Origin of the sequence: Paraburkholderia dipogonis (genome assembly GCF_046027395.1) — a bacterium.
GTDB classification, from domain to species: Bacteria; Pseudomonadota; Gammaproteobacteria; order Burkholderiales; family Burkholderiaceae; genus Paraburkholderia; species Paraburkholderia dipogonis_A.
The window spans coordinates 122,068-137,396 of sequence record NZ_JAQQEG010000003.1; the positions used below are offsets into that span (position 1 = coordinate 122,068).

Consider the following 15,329-nt stretch of genomic DNA (forward strand, 5'->3'; position numbering starts at 1 on the left):
CATCCACTCACGCAATGCGCCGCGCTGCACAACGACATTCAGGAGACAGCGCATGATCGAGATCGTGGTCAACGACACGCGGCACTCGCTCGACAATGTACCGGAAGACATGCCCCTGTTGTGGGTGTTGCGCGACCGGCTCAAATTGACCGGCACGAAATTCGGCTGCGGCGGGGGGTTTTGCGGCGCGTGCACTGTGCATCTGGAAGGCGAGGCGGTGCGCTCCTGTTTGCTGCCCGCTGTCGCCGTGGCCGGCAAACGTATCACGACGATCGAAGGATTGTCGAAGGACGGCCGGCATCCGCTGCAACTCGCGTGGGTCGCCGAGGATGTGCCGCAATGCGGCTACTGCCAGTCCGGTCAGTTGATGCAGGCGGCCGCGTTTCTCAAGGACAAGCCGACCGTCAACGATGAAACGATCACGAGGGCGATGTCCGGCAACATCTGTCGATGCGGCACGTACTCGCGGATTCGTAAGGCGATCAAGCGGGCGGCGTCGGGTGATCCGGCGCTGGCGGCTGTAGAGATGCCTGCTTGCGCGTCCGCCTGCTCGTCTCACGTCACGAACGAGGAGGCTTGAATGCGCAACGACAAAGAAGCGCTGACCAGCGCTCGCGGCGCTGCGCGCCGTCGCTTCATCAAACAGAGTTCGGCACTGTTGGCCTCGGGTCTCGCGATCGGCTTCCAGTTGCCCGAAGCGTTCGCCAAGGGCGACAACAAAAGCGGCGACCCCAAACCGCAGGCCGGTGAATTCGAACCGAATGCGTGGGTGCGCGTGCTACCCGACGATACGATCAAGCTCGTCGTCCATAAACACGACTCCGGCACGGGCACGCGTACCGCTCTCGCTGCGATGGTCGCGGATGAACTGGACGTCGATCTGTTTCGCGTCGATGTGATCACGCCGGAGAATCCGTTTTACGGCGACTACATTCATCCGTTGTGGAAGGTGTTTTCGACGGGCGGCAGTACGAGCGTGTCGCTGGAATACGATCGCTTGCGACGTGCAGGCGCGACGGCGCGCGCGATGTTGATCACCGCTGCGGCGAAACAATGGAATGTGGCGCCGTCGGCGTGCTCGACGGAGAACGGTTTCGTGATCGACAAGGCTAGTGGCAAGCGTGCGAACTATGGCTCGCTTGCGCAGGTCGCGGCGCGATTGCCCGCGCCGAAAGACGTCGCGTTGAAAGACCCGTCGCAGTTCAAATACATCGGCAAATTGCAGAAGAAACGCGGCGCTGCGGAGAAGGCGAGGGGCGCGTTTCCGTACAGCATCGACGTGTCGTTGCCGGGCATGCTCGTCGCGGTCGTCACGCGCGCGCCGGTAATCGACGCACGCGTGCGCAGCGTGGATGCCAAAGCCGCGTTGGCCGTGCCCGGTGTGCGGCAGGTTTTGCAGATTCCTGGGCGGCCCGATATTCTCGGTGGCAATCAGGCAGGTGTGGCTGTGTTGGCCGATGACTACTGGTCGGCGCATAAGGGACAGGCTGCGTTGCATGTGGAGTGGGAAGATAGTCCGCTTGAGACTTTCGATAGCAGCACGCTTGCTGCGCGTCAGGCGGCGTGGCTCGATGATCCGACGGCGCGCGTGGTGCCGACTGTTCAGAGTGGAGATGTGAAGACTGCCTGGCCGCGTGGGGCTCGGGTGATCGAGGCTTCTTATTCGATGCCTTATAAGGCAGCGAACCCGCTTGAGCCGATTAACGTTACTGCTTGGGCCAAGAAGGACGGTGGAATCGAGTATTGGGGTGGATTGCAAGTGCCTTCGACGGTGCAGGAGGCGGCTGACGTGATCGGCGGTGTTCCGGCGAATCGTGTGGTGCTGCATGAGCTTGTGTCAGGTGGGAGCTTTGGATCGCGTGAGTCGAAGTACTGGCTTTTTGAAGTGACGTGGCTTGCGTTGAAGGTTGGCAAGCCGGTTAAGTTGATGAATAGCCGGGAAGATGAAATGCGTGCGCTTTACTATCATTCGGCGAGTTATCACCGGGCGAAGGCTGTGCTCGATAAGCGCGGGAATTTGGCGACGCTGCAATTGCGGGCGGTGATGCCTGCTTCGCCGGAACAGTGGGAGCCTGGGTACTTCGATCGGCCGGATCGGATGGATTACAGCACTACTGAAGCGATCAGCAAGTATGAGTTCGCTTACGGGGCGCCGCATGTGGATATTGGTTGGGTGCGGCATGAGACCGGGGTGCCGACTGGGTGGTATCGGGCGGTGAGTTATATACCGAATGTGTTCGCGGTTGAGTCGTTTATGGATGAGGCGGCGCATGCGGGGCATCGGGATCCGGTTGAGTTTCGGCTTGCGCATATGAAGGATCCGCGGCATCAGGCTGTTTTGCGAGAGGCTGCGGAGCGGGCTGGGTGGGGGAAGGCGTTGCCTGCTGGGACTGCTTTGGGCGTGGCGACTAATCAGGCTTATAGCAGTTATGTTGCTGTGGTTGCGCGGGTGGCTCGCAAAGGTGATCGGGTTGTGATTGAGAAGCTGACTTGTGTCGCGGATTGTGGGTTGGCTGTTTCGCCTGGTGGGGTCGAGGAACAGCTTTATGGTGGGTTGATGTGGGGCTTAGGGCATGCAACCGCTGATCGCATTGATATTCGGCATGGGCAGGTGGAGCAGAAGAACTTCGATACTTATCGGGTTATGCGGATGAGTGATATGCCGGAGGTTGATGTTTTGATTGTGCAGGGGGATACGTCGAAGCCTGGTGGTGTTGGCGAATTGTCCAGTCCCTCGGTGGCGCCGGCGGTGGCTAATGCGGTGTTTAAGCTGACCGGGAAGAGGTTGCGCGATACGCCGTTTGAGTTGGAGAAAGTAGGCAGGAAAGCATAGCCTTGAGCCTGCGGTTGCGCGATTTCATCAAGCGATTGGATCGACCGGTTGAATCCGCGACCGATTACGCCACTGTTAGAATGGCTGCCCTTTTCCTGGGAGCTGCAAATGTCTTGGTTCATCTATGAAGTGCCCGAATACAACGAAGACGGGGCGCGTATCGAACCGTTCAGCGACCTGCGCAGCCGCGTCGTGAAAGTCAGTGGGCAGGCTATGGCTGACGAACTGGAAAGCGTCCGCGCGAACGCCGCGGCAACGGCGGACACGCCCGCGCACCCGCTGCGCGCGGCGGAAAATCCTCACGTGTTTCCGATCCCCTATGCCGACTCTATGATCCTGGTCGGATTCATCTTTGAACTCAAGCGTGAGGGTCGACAACTGGTGGTGTCGCCTGTGGAAATGCCTTGGCTGAAAGACGCGTAGAAAGAAGAGACGATTGAAGCAGCCCTAACCCGAGGGCAAACTGCGCGGCCGGCGGCGCGCCATGTTGCGAAGCCGTTTTTCATCCATTCTCTTTCGGCTAAGAAGGCAGCCGACACTGCACGTGTGCTCGGCAGGAGCTGTCCTACGCCCGGTTGGAACCCGCAGGCTCGATTTGCCGTCTGCGGAGCCAACAACAAACACGACTTCACACTTCGCCGACTCTGGCACATCTCGTTCGCCGAGCATTGCGTGAGCGAGTTCACGGGCGGCATCGCGCTTCACCTCTTTTCCAACCGTCCATACATGCCCGGTCGCCGCGACGGCACGGACGCGATTCGTGAGCCCACCCAATAAACCCAATGAATGGAACATAGCAGGTTTACGTTCCGTTGTATGGGATAAATTCCTGGCGCTTACCCTTATTTTCGCACCGCTCATTGCCAAGTAGTCTCTGTTTGTTCCGTTCACTGGAACTTACCATTGATTTCCAACATTGAGGGGAGTTATGAAACCATCGGTCTCGCGCCCGCGCGCACCATTGATCGCGATTCGGTCTATTCACGCCGCCGGCGCATTCGTTGCGACCGCTGGCCTTCTGAGCCTGCTTGCTCCGGCCGCTCATGCGAACCCGCCCGTAGTCAGCGGCAATGGGTGGACTGCGGACGTGATCGCCAATCCCGCGTTCAACGACGACTTCAACGGTACGCAACCGGACGGCACGGGCGTTGACACCACGAAGTGGAACTACCGCACGGATCAATATAAGTCGCAGTTGAACAGTGTGCAGACGCCCGCGAACGTGAGCGTGGCCAATGGCAACATGATCGTGAGCCTCCTGAAGCAGGACACGCCCAACGTCGTGGGGCCCAATGGCACGATCATCACCCAGCATTACACCGGTGGCGGGCTTATCAGCAAGCAGCGGTTCCGCTATGGCTACTACGAGACGTCCATCAAGATCAATTCCACTCCGGGCTGGCACAGTTCCTTCTGGCTGCAAGAGGGCGATGGGTCGAATACGTTCACGACCGATAGGCGAACCGAGATCGACGTCTTCGAGATCAACTCCGCCAGCCTGACAAAAATCCAGCACAACCTTTTCAAGTGGTATCCCCCGTTTACGGGGAGCGGTGCCGGAGAACTGACCACCAATCCCTACGTCTATTCAGGCTTCGCTACCGGCCAAAACTTCTCAACTGCCTACCATACGTACGGCGTCGACTGGGAAGAAAACTCGATTACCTTCTACATCGACGGCGTGGCAGTGACGAAGTCTCCGGCCCCGATCGCTTATCCGCCAAGCGCCGACACGCATGATCCGGTCTCGATCTGGCTGACCGACGTTGCATCCGGCTCGACCTTGCCCACGGCGTCGGCCGACCAGATCTACTTCGACTATGTTCGCTACTGGCAGAAGGACTACTACGTCGACTACAACGACGCCGGCTCGGGTTATGCGGAACCCGTTGGCACGTGGTACACCTCCAGCCTCGCGGGCTGGACGAAGGACTACAAGACGCGCTACGCAACCTGTAACGTAGGCGGCAACGTCGCCACCTGGACCCCGAAGATCCAGAACGCCGGCAACTACGACGTCTACTACTACAACATCGTGAACGCCAACAGCGATTCCAACATGGCGCTCGCTGTCGCGGGACAGACCACCATGGTCAATGGCACCACCGGCACGACGGGCTGGGTCAAGGTGACCGCTGCGCCGATCGCCGTACCGGCCGGCACCGGCACGACTGTGAGCATGACTTCGAGCGGATCGGGCTGCGCCCGCGCTGAAAACGTTAAGTTCGTTCGGGTTAACTAACGATCTTCAGGAGGCCGCGGAAGCGGCCTCCCGAAAGACCGGTTGCAATGGCTCGTACTTCGCCACCAGCGATCGTTCACGCCTCTGCGATCATCGAATCACCACCAACTGGTTGGCAGTTTCTCCAAGGGATCGACTCTGTCTGAGAGTCGCCCGAAGACTGGATCTGCGGGCGGCCAATGCCGAGAGAACCGGTCACGCTGGCCACCGCCCAAGGCCTCGGATTGGAGGCTATCGTTATTGTTCGGATACCTACTGATCAAGTTCACCAACTCCATATGCTGAGCTTTGCCCGTGCAGGTGGGATGCGAATGGGAGACCTGGGCCCTTCGATCGCCGTACCGTCGTGTTGTCTGATGTATTGGTGTCAGATGGCGCGCAGGCACAGCGTCTGGAGGTGTATAGCGCGGCGCTGCTATTCAGCGGCGGCATAAGAAAGATGTGTTGCGATTGGCAAATCAACGAAAAGAGGCCACAAAAAAGGCCTGTTCGTGACTCAGACTCCGACGCATGACCGATAGAATTTCGTCCAATACGCAGGTTACGCGCCGTCATGGCGCGATACCTGTCGGATCGTTTTCTCACATCGGATTCCCGGTTAATTCAGCATGACACGGCTTGCACGGCACTACGTCCCAGACCAACCGCAGCACGTTATCTTGCAGGGGCTCACAGGGCCCGCTTTCCTGGACGAAGGAGACTACCTGTATTTCCTCGCCTGTCTGGCAGACGCAGCCCGCGTCGCCGATCTGGCAGTCCATGCGTGGGTACTCATGCCGGACGCGGTGCAGTTTCTCGTGACGCCTTCATACGAGTCGAGCGTGGCCATGGCGATGCAGGCGATCGGCCGTCGCTATGTCGAGACCTTCAACCGGCGTCATGGACGCCGCGGTACGGTGTGGCGTGGCGACTACCGGGCAACAGTCATCGAGCCCGACCGCTATTTCCTGCTCGCGAGCCAGGTCATCGATCATGCGCCGGTGCGCAACCGCCTTGTAGCCGAGCCGGGAAACTACCGGTGGTCGAGTTACACGCACCATATCGGGCTGCGTGTCGATAGCTTCATCAAGGACCATTCACTCTACCGGGCGCTCGGCAATACACCGTACGAGCGCCACCAGGCTTACCGCGATTTGAGCGCACAGCCCCTTGACGAACGCGAGGTCAACGATCTGATGCAGTCGACGCTCGAGGGCTGGGTGCTCGGCAGCGCCGAGTATTGCGAGTGGGCGGCGCAGACGGCTAACCGGCGTTTGATGCCCCTGCTGCTGCGTGAGCGGCCACCCAAGGTTCGCTCGACAGGCGTTGTCGCACACGTGGGCTAATCAAAAAGGCAAGGAAGGAAACTCGATCCGCACCGATAATCGCCGGGCGTGGATCGACCCGTTGCTGTCAATCGATCCGCTCGAAACCCGTCACTCGGCCAAACAACTCCAGCGGCAGATTCCTGAAAGCGAAAACGCGCAGATAAATCTGCGCGTCATAACGTTATTCCCTCAACAGACCAAGGACGTCTGCACACCACTCAATCGGCGACGCAAGGCTGTGCAATCAATCCGGTCAATTTACGCCCCGCCGAAAAATACGGGCTTCATTCCATCATTCGGGTCCGGGCGAATAGAGCCTTGAATTTTATGTCCCAGGTGGGAGACAGCGGTGCCGAACGAACGCAGTTCATGATGGCTGCCTGACGCTGAAGTACCGTCAGCGACGCCGCCAAGATCGGTCGCAGCGCCACTTCCTGGATTCACGCTAGTTTGTGCGGCCTGAACATTGGTCGGAGCGACCGCTTCGTTCGATTGAGCAAAAGCTGAGACAGCGGGAATTGCAAGAGCAGCTGCGACGATGAGCGATTGAACGAGTTTCATGATGCTTACCTCTAGACTTCGTTTGTCCGCAAACGCCCGTTTGCGTTTCAGTGATTGCAGTCTAGGCCGGGGTCTGCTCGCAATTAAGTATCTGCAAAACAAAACAATGTTGTGGAAATAAGTACAAACCCTTAGAGGCGACCGTCGCGCGCGCAGCAGGTTGCGTTCGCCACGCCATCACCTCGGCGCGCATCCCAATCAAAAATGCGTTGCTTGTCAGCAAATTGGCTGCTCGCACCGAACGGCCGGACGTGGCTGCGGAGACATTGCCGTATCGATTTACGGCCAAACACGGACGTCAGCGATCCCGCGATATTTATGACCGGTAGTCACTCGCCGCCGACGTTCTTTTGCGCGGCGCTTAGCGCTTCGCATCCTCTTGCTTGGAGCCCGTGGCCGCAGCAATGCGGCTGTGTGCAGCGACGAGTTGATCATCAGTAGTCGCCACCAGCCACAGACGTGCGTGCTCCGCGATCTGGCGGTTGTGGTCCTTCAACGGGCCCATCGCGGAGGCGGCCTTCCAGACCACCGAGCCGACGCGGCTCTGCCTGCCCGACGGCGCGCCTACGAGCAGGCAGTAAGGCCCCAGCGGAAGCGATACAAACGGGAGTGCAGGACTGATTCGCACGCGCCAGTCGATGAAGGGGGACTCGCTTATTAGCAGCGGTGTGGGCAAGCCGTAAAGCACGCTGAAATCGTACAGCGCCAGTTGTTCCGGCATGCCGGCGTAGATGCGCCGGATATCGTCGACAACGGCCGCGCGGATCTCGTCCTCGAACATGGGTTCTTCCGCGTAGCGGGCCAATGCTTCCCGAGCCGCATGTTGATAGGCGCTGAACAGGCCGAGTTCGATGCAGTCCTGCACGGCGCGTTGAACCTCCGCTACGGAACCGGCTTCCGCTGGCGTTCCCAACTGCGCGGCTCGCAGAAATCTGGCGAGTCCCGCTTCCTGGATCGCAGGACCATCCTTGGATGCATCGTCTTGAGCGTTCTTACCAAGGGGCACGTAGGTGTATTTCTCGGCTGCGAAATACGATTTCTTGCCTTCGTCAAACTTGATCTCGCCATCGACGCAGTCCAGATAACGAGTGCCGATTCGTCCATGCTCCCAAACCCAGTTTTTCAGGAGCGGGCGTAGTGGATGCAGTTTTTCGTGATCGGCCATTGGATCCTCCAGGTGTCCCAGTATAGTTCCAAGTTGGAGGTTGGTTTGCGGAGGGCATGGCGATGGTTCAAACCGACGGCTTGGCTCTTTCCATCACGTCAGGCGGATTTTCCGCTGGTTTAGTGGCGACCGGCGCGAAGGGCCGACATCACACGCTTTTTGCCTCAGCCACAGGCGGCTTTCGTTAGAATCTGCTGTTGAAACTTATATTCGTCCATAACCGGAGACAAACGTGCCAGGCTTACTTCCCGATGTCGACCGCGAGGGGCTCCTCGAATATTCAGTCGTTTACACCGACCGATCACTCAATCATATGTCGCAGCTCTTTCAAGGAGTCATGCGCGATATTTCCGATTCTCTGAAGAAGGTCTACAACGCGAAGTCGGCCGTTGTCGTCCCGGGCAGCGGGACTTTCGGCATGGAAGCCGTTGCCCGGCAGTTCGCAACGAACAGGAAGTGTCTTGTCATCCGCAATGGCTGGTTCAGTTATCGCTGGACGCAGATTTTCGACATGGGCGGCATTCCGTCTAAATCGATCGTGCTGAAGGCGCGCCCGGTCGAACAAGGGAGACAGGCTGCCTATGCACCGCCACCGATCGAAGAGGTGGTCGCTGCGATCAGGGAAAACAAGCCGGATCTGGTCTTTGCGCCGCATGTCGAAACCGCATCCGGGATCATGCTGCCGGACGCTTATTTGCGCGCGGTGGCCGACGCTGTGCATGCCGTCGACGGCATGTTTGTACTGGATTGCATTGCCTCCGGCACGGTGTGGGTCGATATGAAGGCGAGCGGCGTTGACGTCCTGCTCAGCGCGCCGCAAAAGGGATGGAGCGCGTCGCCTTGCTGCGGGCTGGTTATGCTTAGCGAGCTTGCTCGTGAAAGAATCGAAGGGACGACCAGCACTAGCTTCGCTTGTGATCTTCGGAAATGGCTGCAGATCATGGAAGCCTACGAGAACGGTGGATTTGCCTACCACGCAACGATGCCTACCGATGGTCTCAAGACGTTGCGTGACGTTATGAAGGAGACTGAGGCTTACGGCTTCGATAAGGTGAAAGCGGAGCAGCTTGAGCTTGGGAAGCGGGTTCGGTCAGTTCTTGCGGATAAGGGGTTTAGAAGCGTGGCGGCTGAGGGGTTTGAGGCGCCGGGTGTTGTTGTTAGTTATACGGACGATGATGGGATTCGGTCCGGCAAGAAGTTCGCTGATGCGGGGTTGCAGATTGCGGCTGGGGTTCCGCTTCAGTGTGATGAGCCGGAGGATTTTAAGACCTTTCGGATTGGGTTGTTTGGGTTGGACAAGCTGCATGATGTTGAGGGGGCGGTGGGGAGGTTTGAGAAGGCGGTCGACAGTATTCTTTAGGGTGGGTTTTATTTTTGCGGAAGATGTACGTGTTGCTCGTCATCGTGAACGGCTCGGGGAGGAACCCAAAACCTAGCGGAGAGGCTATGCGTACTATCCGGCCAAACCGGTCTTTCCTCGTTTAACGGTGATCGCGAAGAACGTCGGTTTTCAGGTTGTTCCGCGTGGGGACAGCAGTCGGCCATGAAGCGTCATTCGCCCGCACCGTCACTGGGACATTCAGACGTCGTTTCCACCCAGGAAGCGGCCATTCAATTCAAGATGGTGAACGTTGCTGGATCGGCCATAGCTGACGTTGGAGCGGGCTCGGTTCTACGTCAGCTATGCGAAAGATATTGCTGCCAATGGCGGTGTCGAGCAGTCGGACGGCAGCTTCCTCGATCAGTGCCCTCACACTCTCGACCCCATTCAGCATCTGTTTTATCGATCGTATCGGTCGTTTCAGATAGCGAGTTGGCTTATCGCGACACAGCCACCCAGGTTAACTACCCTGATAGATATCGCACGACAGGCCCACCACGCACGGTTGGCCGTCTCGGGTTTTGCCGTAACCATTTCGTCCGCCCGGTTGGGCTCCGTAGTCCCACATACTGTCGCCGTCCATCGGCATCATCCGCTGCGATGAATTTATCGGCTGCTGACTGGATGAGTGGCCAGCGACGTCTGACGGTTGCATTTCCTGAGAGTCGGCAGCGCCGGCCGCGGTGAGCAGGAATAGCACGATGGTTACAGCTGAGGGCTGCACTTTCATTTCTTCACCTTTTCGTCATCAACGGGTTGCGTTAGCGACGCCGAACTTGCGGCCGGGGAAAGAATTCGCACAACGCGCGGCCGAGACGTCGTTTTAAGTGAGCGGTCCCGCGAAGGCTTACTGTAATTGACGCGACGAAGAGTTGGCCTTGGCCCGCACCAACGTTGACGTCCTGCCAGTTGCAACTGGCGCAGTTATTTCGAACATTTCGAACTCAAGCTTCGCGACCGCCCAAATACTCGTTGTGACGCCCATTCCGCTTGCTCTCGAAGCCGTCGCGCCTCTCGCGTGTCGAGGCACCTCCCCTATCAGGAGGCGCCACCTGAAAAAGTGACAGCGAACTCGGTAAGCCGGACAAGGATTTCGTCCCCTTCGCGATACTGGCATCGGGTACTTTCCAGTCATGGCTCGCGCGCCGTCAGATCTTTGTTAGCTCCCTCCAAAAAAAACGTTGCATTGTGGATCTATCCGGCACGGTCTGGCATGTTTTGCACCGCTTTGTACCCGTGTGTCGGGCGTGCCGCCGTATGCTTCCATCCCCGCACTCGGGTCAGAGGCTTGTGTTGCGGCGTTTTCTTGCGGGGCGGCTTGAGAGGCTTGCGGTGTGCCTTGCGAATGCGCAACACCGGCCATGACAAACAGCACGACAGCGGATGCGACTATCAATGGTGATTTCATGTTGGTTCCTTTATCTACGTTGCGTTTTCCATTCATGCGATTCGTTATTCGCGAGCCCTGAGCTCGAAATCCACGCGCATCGAGCGTGTCGCGCACGAGCCGCAATACAGATGGTGATCGATTGATAAGGTTTCGTGAGAGAGCTCGTTTGGAGTTAAAGCAATGGGCCTGTTCACTTCATGCCGACCTACAGCAGTCTTCGCACGAGCCAATGCCGGTTCAGCTCATCACGACGACCGACCGCTCCGGGTACACTCGACAAATGCCCCTCAGCGTTGCTGTCATATTCATTCTTGGTCAGGCGAAACGCCGTCGCAACGCACATGTGTAGGTGGCGGACAGCAATCGTGGGCGAAAGATGTATGCACTGTCGTCGTCCGATTCCGGTGACATGTCGGATACTCGCCTCCCGACCGCGCTCCTTCCTGAACTGTCCAGGTGCGCGGCGAGCGCAAGTCACGTTCGGTGGGACCTGTCGGGGCCCGTCGAATCTGTGGCGCGCGCCGATATTGCCTCTTCAACTGTGGTAAAGGTTGGAATTTTTTGCATTCCTGACAGACAGGTGTTGATTTTTCCGGGATCTTGTCCGCCAGATTCTTCCACCAACAGTCAGAAATGGCCCGCAAATTGCTGGTGCCGATCACTTTACCAGGCCGTGATCCACTCGCCAGATCAAGTCGCCACAGTCATCGCCATTTTCCCGGCGCGGCGGTCATTCCCCTGCGCTCGAACTGTCGAGCCACAGGCGAATCCCGCCACTCTTGAGACAAAGCGATATGGAGCAGCCGCCAATGTCCGTGGCGTAAGTGCATTGCGCGTATTATTTGATCGGAACAACAAAAAAGCAGGTGATTGCTACAGACGTAGCATCATCGGCAAAGTCATTGCAGTTCGCTCCGAGAGCTGTTTTGGGAGACGACGGAATGCGCGCACTGATCGTCGACGATCATGAGCTCTTCAGAGCCGGATTGGCGCTTCTGCTGAGAGAACTCTTTCCGGGTATCGACTTGCTCCACGCAAGTACCTTGTCACAAGGCGTCAATCATGCGTCGTGCGAACTCCTGAACATCGTTTTTCTCGATCTCGACCTTCCCGATGGTGACGGCTGCAACGCGCTCGCCGAATTGAAGGAATCGCGACCGTCCCTGCCCGTGATTGTGATATCGGCCGACGAGCGCGTGGAAACCATCGGCCGATGTATCGAACTTCGAGCCATGGGATACGTGCCCAAATCTTCATCTCCTGCAGCGCTTAACGCAGCTATAGGTGCGGTGCTGGCCGGGGGCGTGTTCCTGCCCGCCGCCAGCATCGCGATGCTCCGGCGTGACATGGGCACGGCGGAGGCCCTATCAGATGGACCCGGGGACGCGCCGTCCACTGCGATTTCTGGAGTGAGCGCCGCGTCCGACCTGGGACTGACTCCGAGAGAATTTGAAACACTGGCGTGGCTGGTTCGCGGACTTCCCTCGAAGGCGATTGCCTTTAAAATGGGGCTCGAGGACATTACGGTGAGGAAATACATCAGTCATCTGCTCGCGCATTTCAACCTGCGGCGCCGCACAGAACTCATCGTCATGCTGGCCGATCGAGGCATCAAACTCGGCGTCCCTCCAGTCACAGATCCCTCTCATGACCGCCGCCTGTCGTCTGTTGGGTGGCAACGAACCGACTGACGTCAGCTAGCGTGCTTTCCGGTGCGGAAGACTTCCTCAGCAACACGAACGGCTGGGCAAAATCGCGAAGCGCGCGAGGCGAGATCAGCTCACCCGTGATGAACGCGACGGGAAGCACGCCCGCCCAGGCGAAATGCTGCCTGATCTGTTCGGCAACCTCGATGCCGGTCGGTCCGTCGCGCAGCCGGATGTCGGTGACAATGATGTCGGGTGCGCGGCCGTCATCGGCCAGAATCGCTTCGAATCCCGCCATCGACCCGGCGGTATCCACCAGTGCGCCAGCACTCGAGAACAAACGCCGCAGCCCTTCGAGAACGATCGGCTCGTCGTCGCACAGCAGGACGTATCTGCCCTTGAGGACGGAGGTGGATTCGTCGCTTTTTTGATCGTCCGTGCCGATGACGGGTACCATTTTAGAAATCGGAGCGTACAGGGAAAAGCGCGACCCACGTCCTTCGACGGAACAGAAACTCATGCTGTGCTTCGGCAGAATCCCGATCACCCGGTGGACGATAGACAGTCCAAGCCCCAGGCCTTTCGAGCGGTCGCGGCCCGGGTTGTCGACCTGATAGTACTCGGCAAAAATCGCGTCCCGATGCACGGCAGAGATACCGACGCCCGTATCCCATACGTCGATGCGAAGCCGTTCCCCGATCTCCACGCAGCCGACGACGACACCACCCACGGAGGTGTTCTTGATCGCGTTCGATACAAGATTAGACAATGCCCGCTTGAACAGGGAGCGGTCACTTTCAATGGGCGGCGGGCGGCGCCGACGCACGCTGATTCTGAATTCGATGCCTCGCGATCTTGCCGGTTCAAGGTATTGCTCGAAGACTTCCGTCAGCACGGCCTGCGTATCGACTGGCACCAGATGCGGGATGTATGAGCCTAATTCGCTATAGTCCTGAATATCCTTGAACATGTCGAGGATGTCGCGTGCCGTTTCCTCGATGACGTCGAGATCATGGCTTGCGGCGTGTTCATCTTCGAGTTTTATCCGGGCGCTACGGATAAAGAGGTTGATCGCGGCGAGAGGCTGCTGGATGTCGTGGTATGCAGATGAAAAGAACCGCTCCTTCTCTTTGATGAGTTCTTTCATACGTTCATTTTGTTGCTTGACCACGCGGGACGTCGTTTCAACGCGCGCCTTGGCTGCACGCAACGTGCGCCGGAATACGAATTCGCGCCGGGCCGAGCGTTCAATTTGAATGCTTACGATGATGCCAACGATAGACATCATGAGCACGATCGACCCGCGCGTAAGCCAGAAAAACCACTGCGGTTCGGCGTTATCCAGTGGCTGGAGGTAAAGCGTCAGGTGGAACGTAACAAAGCATATTCCGACTAACCACGCCGCCGTAATTGCGCGAAGCCGGAACGCCGTGAATATCATGAAAACGGTGAGATATAGGACGGGGAAAATTTCCGGGACGGCCAAGGCCCTTGGATAAATGACCAACATCCTCAATAGGGCGAACCAGCAGCTCAGCGTCCATAAACTTAGTAATCCGACGGCCCAGCGTTCGTCAAAGGCGCGCGCTCCCCACATCAAACATACCGCCACACCCATACCCAAGGCACCCGCGAGTCGCACGTAGCCGATGTGATGGATGCGGCTCGGATCAAGAACGTCCATCCTCCACAGATAATCACGGACGGAAAACCCTATCCATGTGAGCGTGAAGAGGGTGCTAGCCAGTCTGCGTTGCCCCGCGTAGCGACGCGCATAGTCCAAACGGAACGCACGCTCCAGAGTCGCCGAGCCAAACTTGCGCACCAGGAAGCGTGACGATCTCATAGGTTGCTTGATCGGAAAAGCCACCGTGAGCGGATAGTGCGCAATATCAACGAGGCTTTATCGGCGCACCACAGGTTAGACAGGTCCCCACCGAACGTGGCTAACGGAGTAAGACGGCACATTCCAGCGAAAGCGGCGACGGTGGTCACGGGTGCACAGCACTTTCGTGCGTAGCCACCATACGATAAAAACAGAATAACAGGTCGCCATCACTACCATCAGCCACAAATGTATCAACGGCGTCGTGCCGCATTCTCCACACCTGCATGGGTTCAGCAAGAAGCGCCGTCATGGAGGCCGGCTGTCCGATACTTCACCCGAATCGGACAACGGGAATGCATACATCTTTCGACGGTGTTGCTTGTCCACCGCCTACTCATGTGCGTTGTGACGGCGTTTCGTCTGACCAAGAATGAGGACGACAGCAACGCTGAGAAGGCATTCGTCGAATGCCTCCAGATTGGTTGATCGTTGCAATGAGCCTGACTTGCCCGGTTCAAGCGAGGACTGCTGTCGGGCGACGAAAGAGGCACACGCCGATCTCTTAAACTCCGCAGGAGATTTCTCATGAAACTTTACAAATCGGTCACCGTCTGTCCTGCCCTGATGACTGGAATCTCAGCAGACGGATGCTTCGCGCAATCAGCGACCAACCAGAAGGATTCCATAGTGGAGCGGAACGCCCCTCAGGATCCAGCGGTCGGGGCTCCGACTATCACGCCTGCGCCTTCTGTTTCCCCTGGCAAAACACGCGAGCAGGTGATGCGCGAGCTGGAGGATTTTCAGAACAGTGGTCAGGCAGCGAAGTTGCGTGACCTTTACCAGGGCGGCGGCTAACGAGCCGTCGCGGGCCAGAGCGGCGTTTGGGACAATCGAAACAGCATGGCGTATTCCGGTTCGTCAGTTTCGAATCTCGCCAATGTTGCTTCATTGATGATCAGAAAGATCATGATGAGCT

11 protein-coding genes are annotated in these 15,329 nt (G+C 58.0%); 8 read left to right on the forward strand and 3 right to left on the reverse strand.

Going from position 1 to position 15,329, the window contains the following annotated elements; all coding sequences use genetic code 11:
* The first annotated feature begins 52 nt into the window (after positions 1-52).
* From PQR32_RS04540 to PQR32_RS04560, 5 genes are all read left to right on the forward strand, one after another.
* The gene (locus PQR32_RS04540) at positions 53-580 is read left to right on the forward strand and encodes a (2Fe-2S)-binding protein (RefSeq protein ID WP_408222678.1); all 528 of its coding nucleotides are present in this window, start codon (positions 53-55) and stop codon (positions 578-580) included.
* Positions 581-2,833, forward strand: coding sequence for a xanthine dehydrogenase family protein molybdopterin-binding subunit (locus tag PQR32_RS04545; protein WP_408222680.1), 2,253 nt, complete (start codon positions 581-583; stop codon positions 2,831-2,833). It begins immediately after the preceding gene.
* A 108-nt stretch (positions 2,834-2,941) separates the two neighbouring features.
* Positions 2,942-3,256: a helicase gene (locus tag PQR32_RS04550; protein ID WP_408222682.1), complete on the forward strand. Its 315-nt coding sequence runs from the start codon at positions 2,942-2,944 to the stop codon at positions 3,254-3,256.
* A gap of 505 nt (positions 3,257-3,761) precedes the next feature.
* Complete coding sequence (locus tag PQR32_RS04555) at positions 3,762-5,075, forward strand: family 16 glycosylhydrolase (RefSeq protein WP_408222684.1); 1,314 nt, start codon at positions 3,762-3,764, stop codon at positions 5,073-5,075.
* Positions 5,076-5,683: 608 nt separating this feature from the next.
* The gene (locus tag PQR32_RS04560) at positions 5,684-6,400 is read left to right on the forward strand and encodes a transposase (protein WP_408222686.1); all 717 of its coding nucleotides are present in this window, start codon (positions 5,684-5,686) and stop codon (positions 6,398-6,400) included.
* A gap of 240 nt (positions 6,401-6,640) precedes the next feature.
* Here PQR32_RS04560 and PQR32_RS04565 read toward each other — a convergent pair whose 3' ends face one another.
* Both PQR32_RS04565 and PQR32_RS04570 read right to left on the reverse strand, forming a co-directional pair.
* Entirely contained in the window at positions 6,641-6,943 is a 303-nt protein-coding gene (locus PQR32_RS04565; protein ID WP_408222688.1) for a hypothetical protein, read from the reverse strand.
* Between the two features lie 361 nt (positions 6,944-7,304).
* Positions 7,305-8,108 (reverse strand): hypothetical protein, encoded by an 804-nt coding sequence (locus PQR32_RS04570; protein ID WP_408222690.1) that lies wholly within the window; start codon positions 8,106-8,108, stop codon positions 7,305-7,307.
* A 232-nt stretch (positions 8,109-8,340) separates the two neighbouring features.
* On the opposite strand from PQR32_RS04570, the gene PQR32_RS04575 reads away from it, so the two are divergent.
* Together PQR32_RS04575 and PQR32_RS04580 are read left to right on the forward strand one after the other, a co-directional pair.
* A complete protein-coding gene (locus PQR32_RS04575; RefSeq protein ID WP_408222692.1) occupies positions 8,341-9,468 on the forward strand; it encodes an aminotransferase class V-fold PLP-dependent enzyme in 1,128 nt (375 codons plus the stop codon).
* A gap of 2,352 nt (positions 9,469-11,820) precedes the next feature.
* Complete coding sequence (locus tag PQR32_RS04580; RefSeq protein ID WP_408222694.1) at positions 11,821-12,570, forward strand: response regulator; 750 nt, start codon at positions 11,821-11,823, stop codon at positions 12,568-12,570.
* On the opposite strand, the gene PQR32_RS04585 is transcribed toward PQR32_RS04580, so the two are convergent.
* Positions 12,512-14,371, reverse strand: a complete 1,860-nt coding sequence (locus PQR32_RS04585; protein WP_408222696.1) for a hybrid sensor histidine kinase/response regulator — start codon at positions 14,369-14,371, stop codon at positions 12,512-12,514. The two genes, PQR32_RS04580 and PQR32_RS04585, sit on opposite strands and share 59 nt — an antisense overlap.
* A gap of 567 nt (positions 14,372-14,938) precedes the next feature.
* Here PQR32_RS04585 and PQR32_RS04590 point away from each other — a divergent pair.
* Positions 14,939-15,208 (forward strand): hypothetical protein, encoded by a 270-nt coding sequence (locus PQR32_RS04590; RefSeq protein ID WP_408222698.1) that lies wholly within the window; start codon positions 14,939-14,941, stop codon positions 15,206-15,208.
* Positions 15,209-15,329: the final 121 nt, after the last annotated feature.

What these genes read in the sequence shown, in the direction of transcription:
- PQR32_RS04550 (WP_408222682.1), top strand. Translation starts at nt 2,942, where the DNA reads ATGTCTTGGTTCATCTATGAAGTGCCCGAATACAACGAAGACGGGGCG.
- PQR32_RS04565 (WP_408222688.1), bottom strand. Translation starts at nt 6,943, where the DNA reads ATGAAACTCGTTCAATCGCTCATCGTCGCAGCTGCTCTTGCAATTCCC.
- PQR32_RS04580 (WP_408222694.1), top strand. Translation starts at nt 11,821, where the DNA reads ATGCGCGCACTGATCGTCGACGATCATGAGCTCTTCAGAGCCGGATTG.
- PQR32_RS04545 (WP_408222680.1), top strand. Translation starts at nt 581, where the DNA reads ATGCGCAACGACAAAGAAGCGCTGACCAGCGCTCGCGGCGCTGCGCGC.
- PQR32_RS04560 (WP_408222686.1), top strand. Translation starts at nt 5,684, where the DNA reads ATGACACGGCTTGCACGGCACTACGTCCCAGACCAACCGCAGCACGTT.
- PQR32_RS04590 (WP_408222698.1), top strand. Translation starts at nt 14,939, where the DNA reads ATGAAACTTTACAAATCGGTCACCGTCTGTCCTGCCCTGATGACTGGA.
- PQR32_RS04540 (WP_408222678.1), top strand. Translation starts at nt 53, where the DNA reads ATGATCGAGATCGTGGTCAACGACACGCGGCACTCGCTCGACAATGTA.
- PQR32_RS04570 (WP_408222690.1), bottom strand. Translation starts at nt 8,108, where the DNA reads ATGGCCGATCACGAAAAACTGCATCCACTACGCCCGCTCCTGAAAAAC.
- PQR32_RS04555 (WP_408222684.1), top strand. Translation starts at nt 3,762, where the DNA reads ATGAAACCATCGGTCTCGCGCCCGCGCGCACCATTGATCGCGATTCGG.
- PQR32_RS04585 (WP_408222696.1), bottom strand. Translation starts at nt 14,371, where the DNA reads ATGAGATCGTCACGCTTCCTGGTGCGCAAGTTTGGCTCGGCGACTCTG.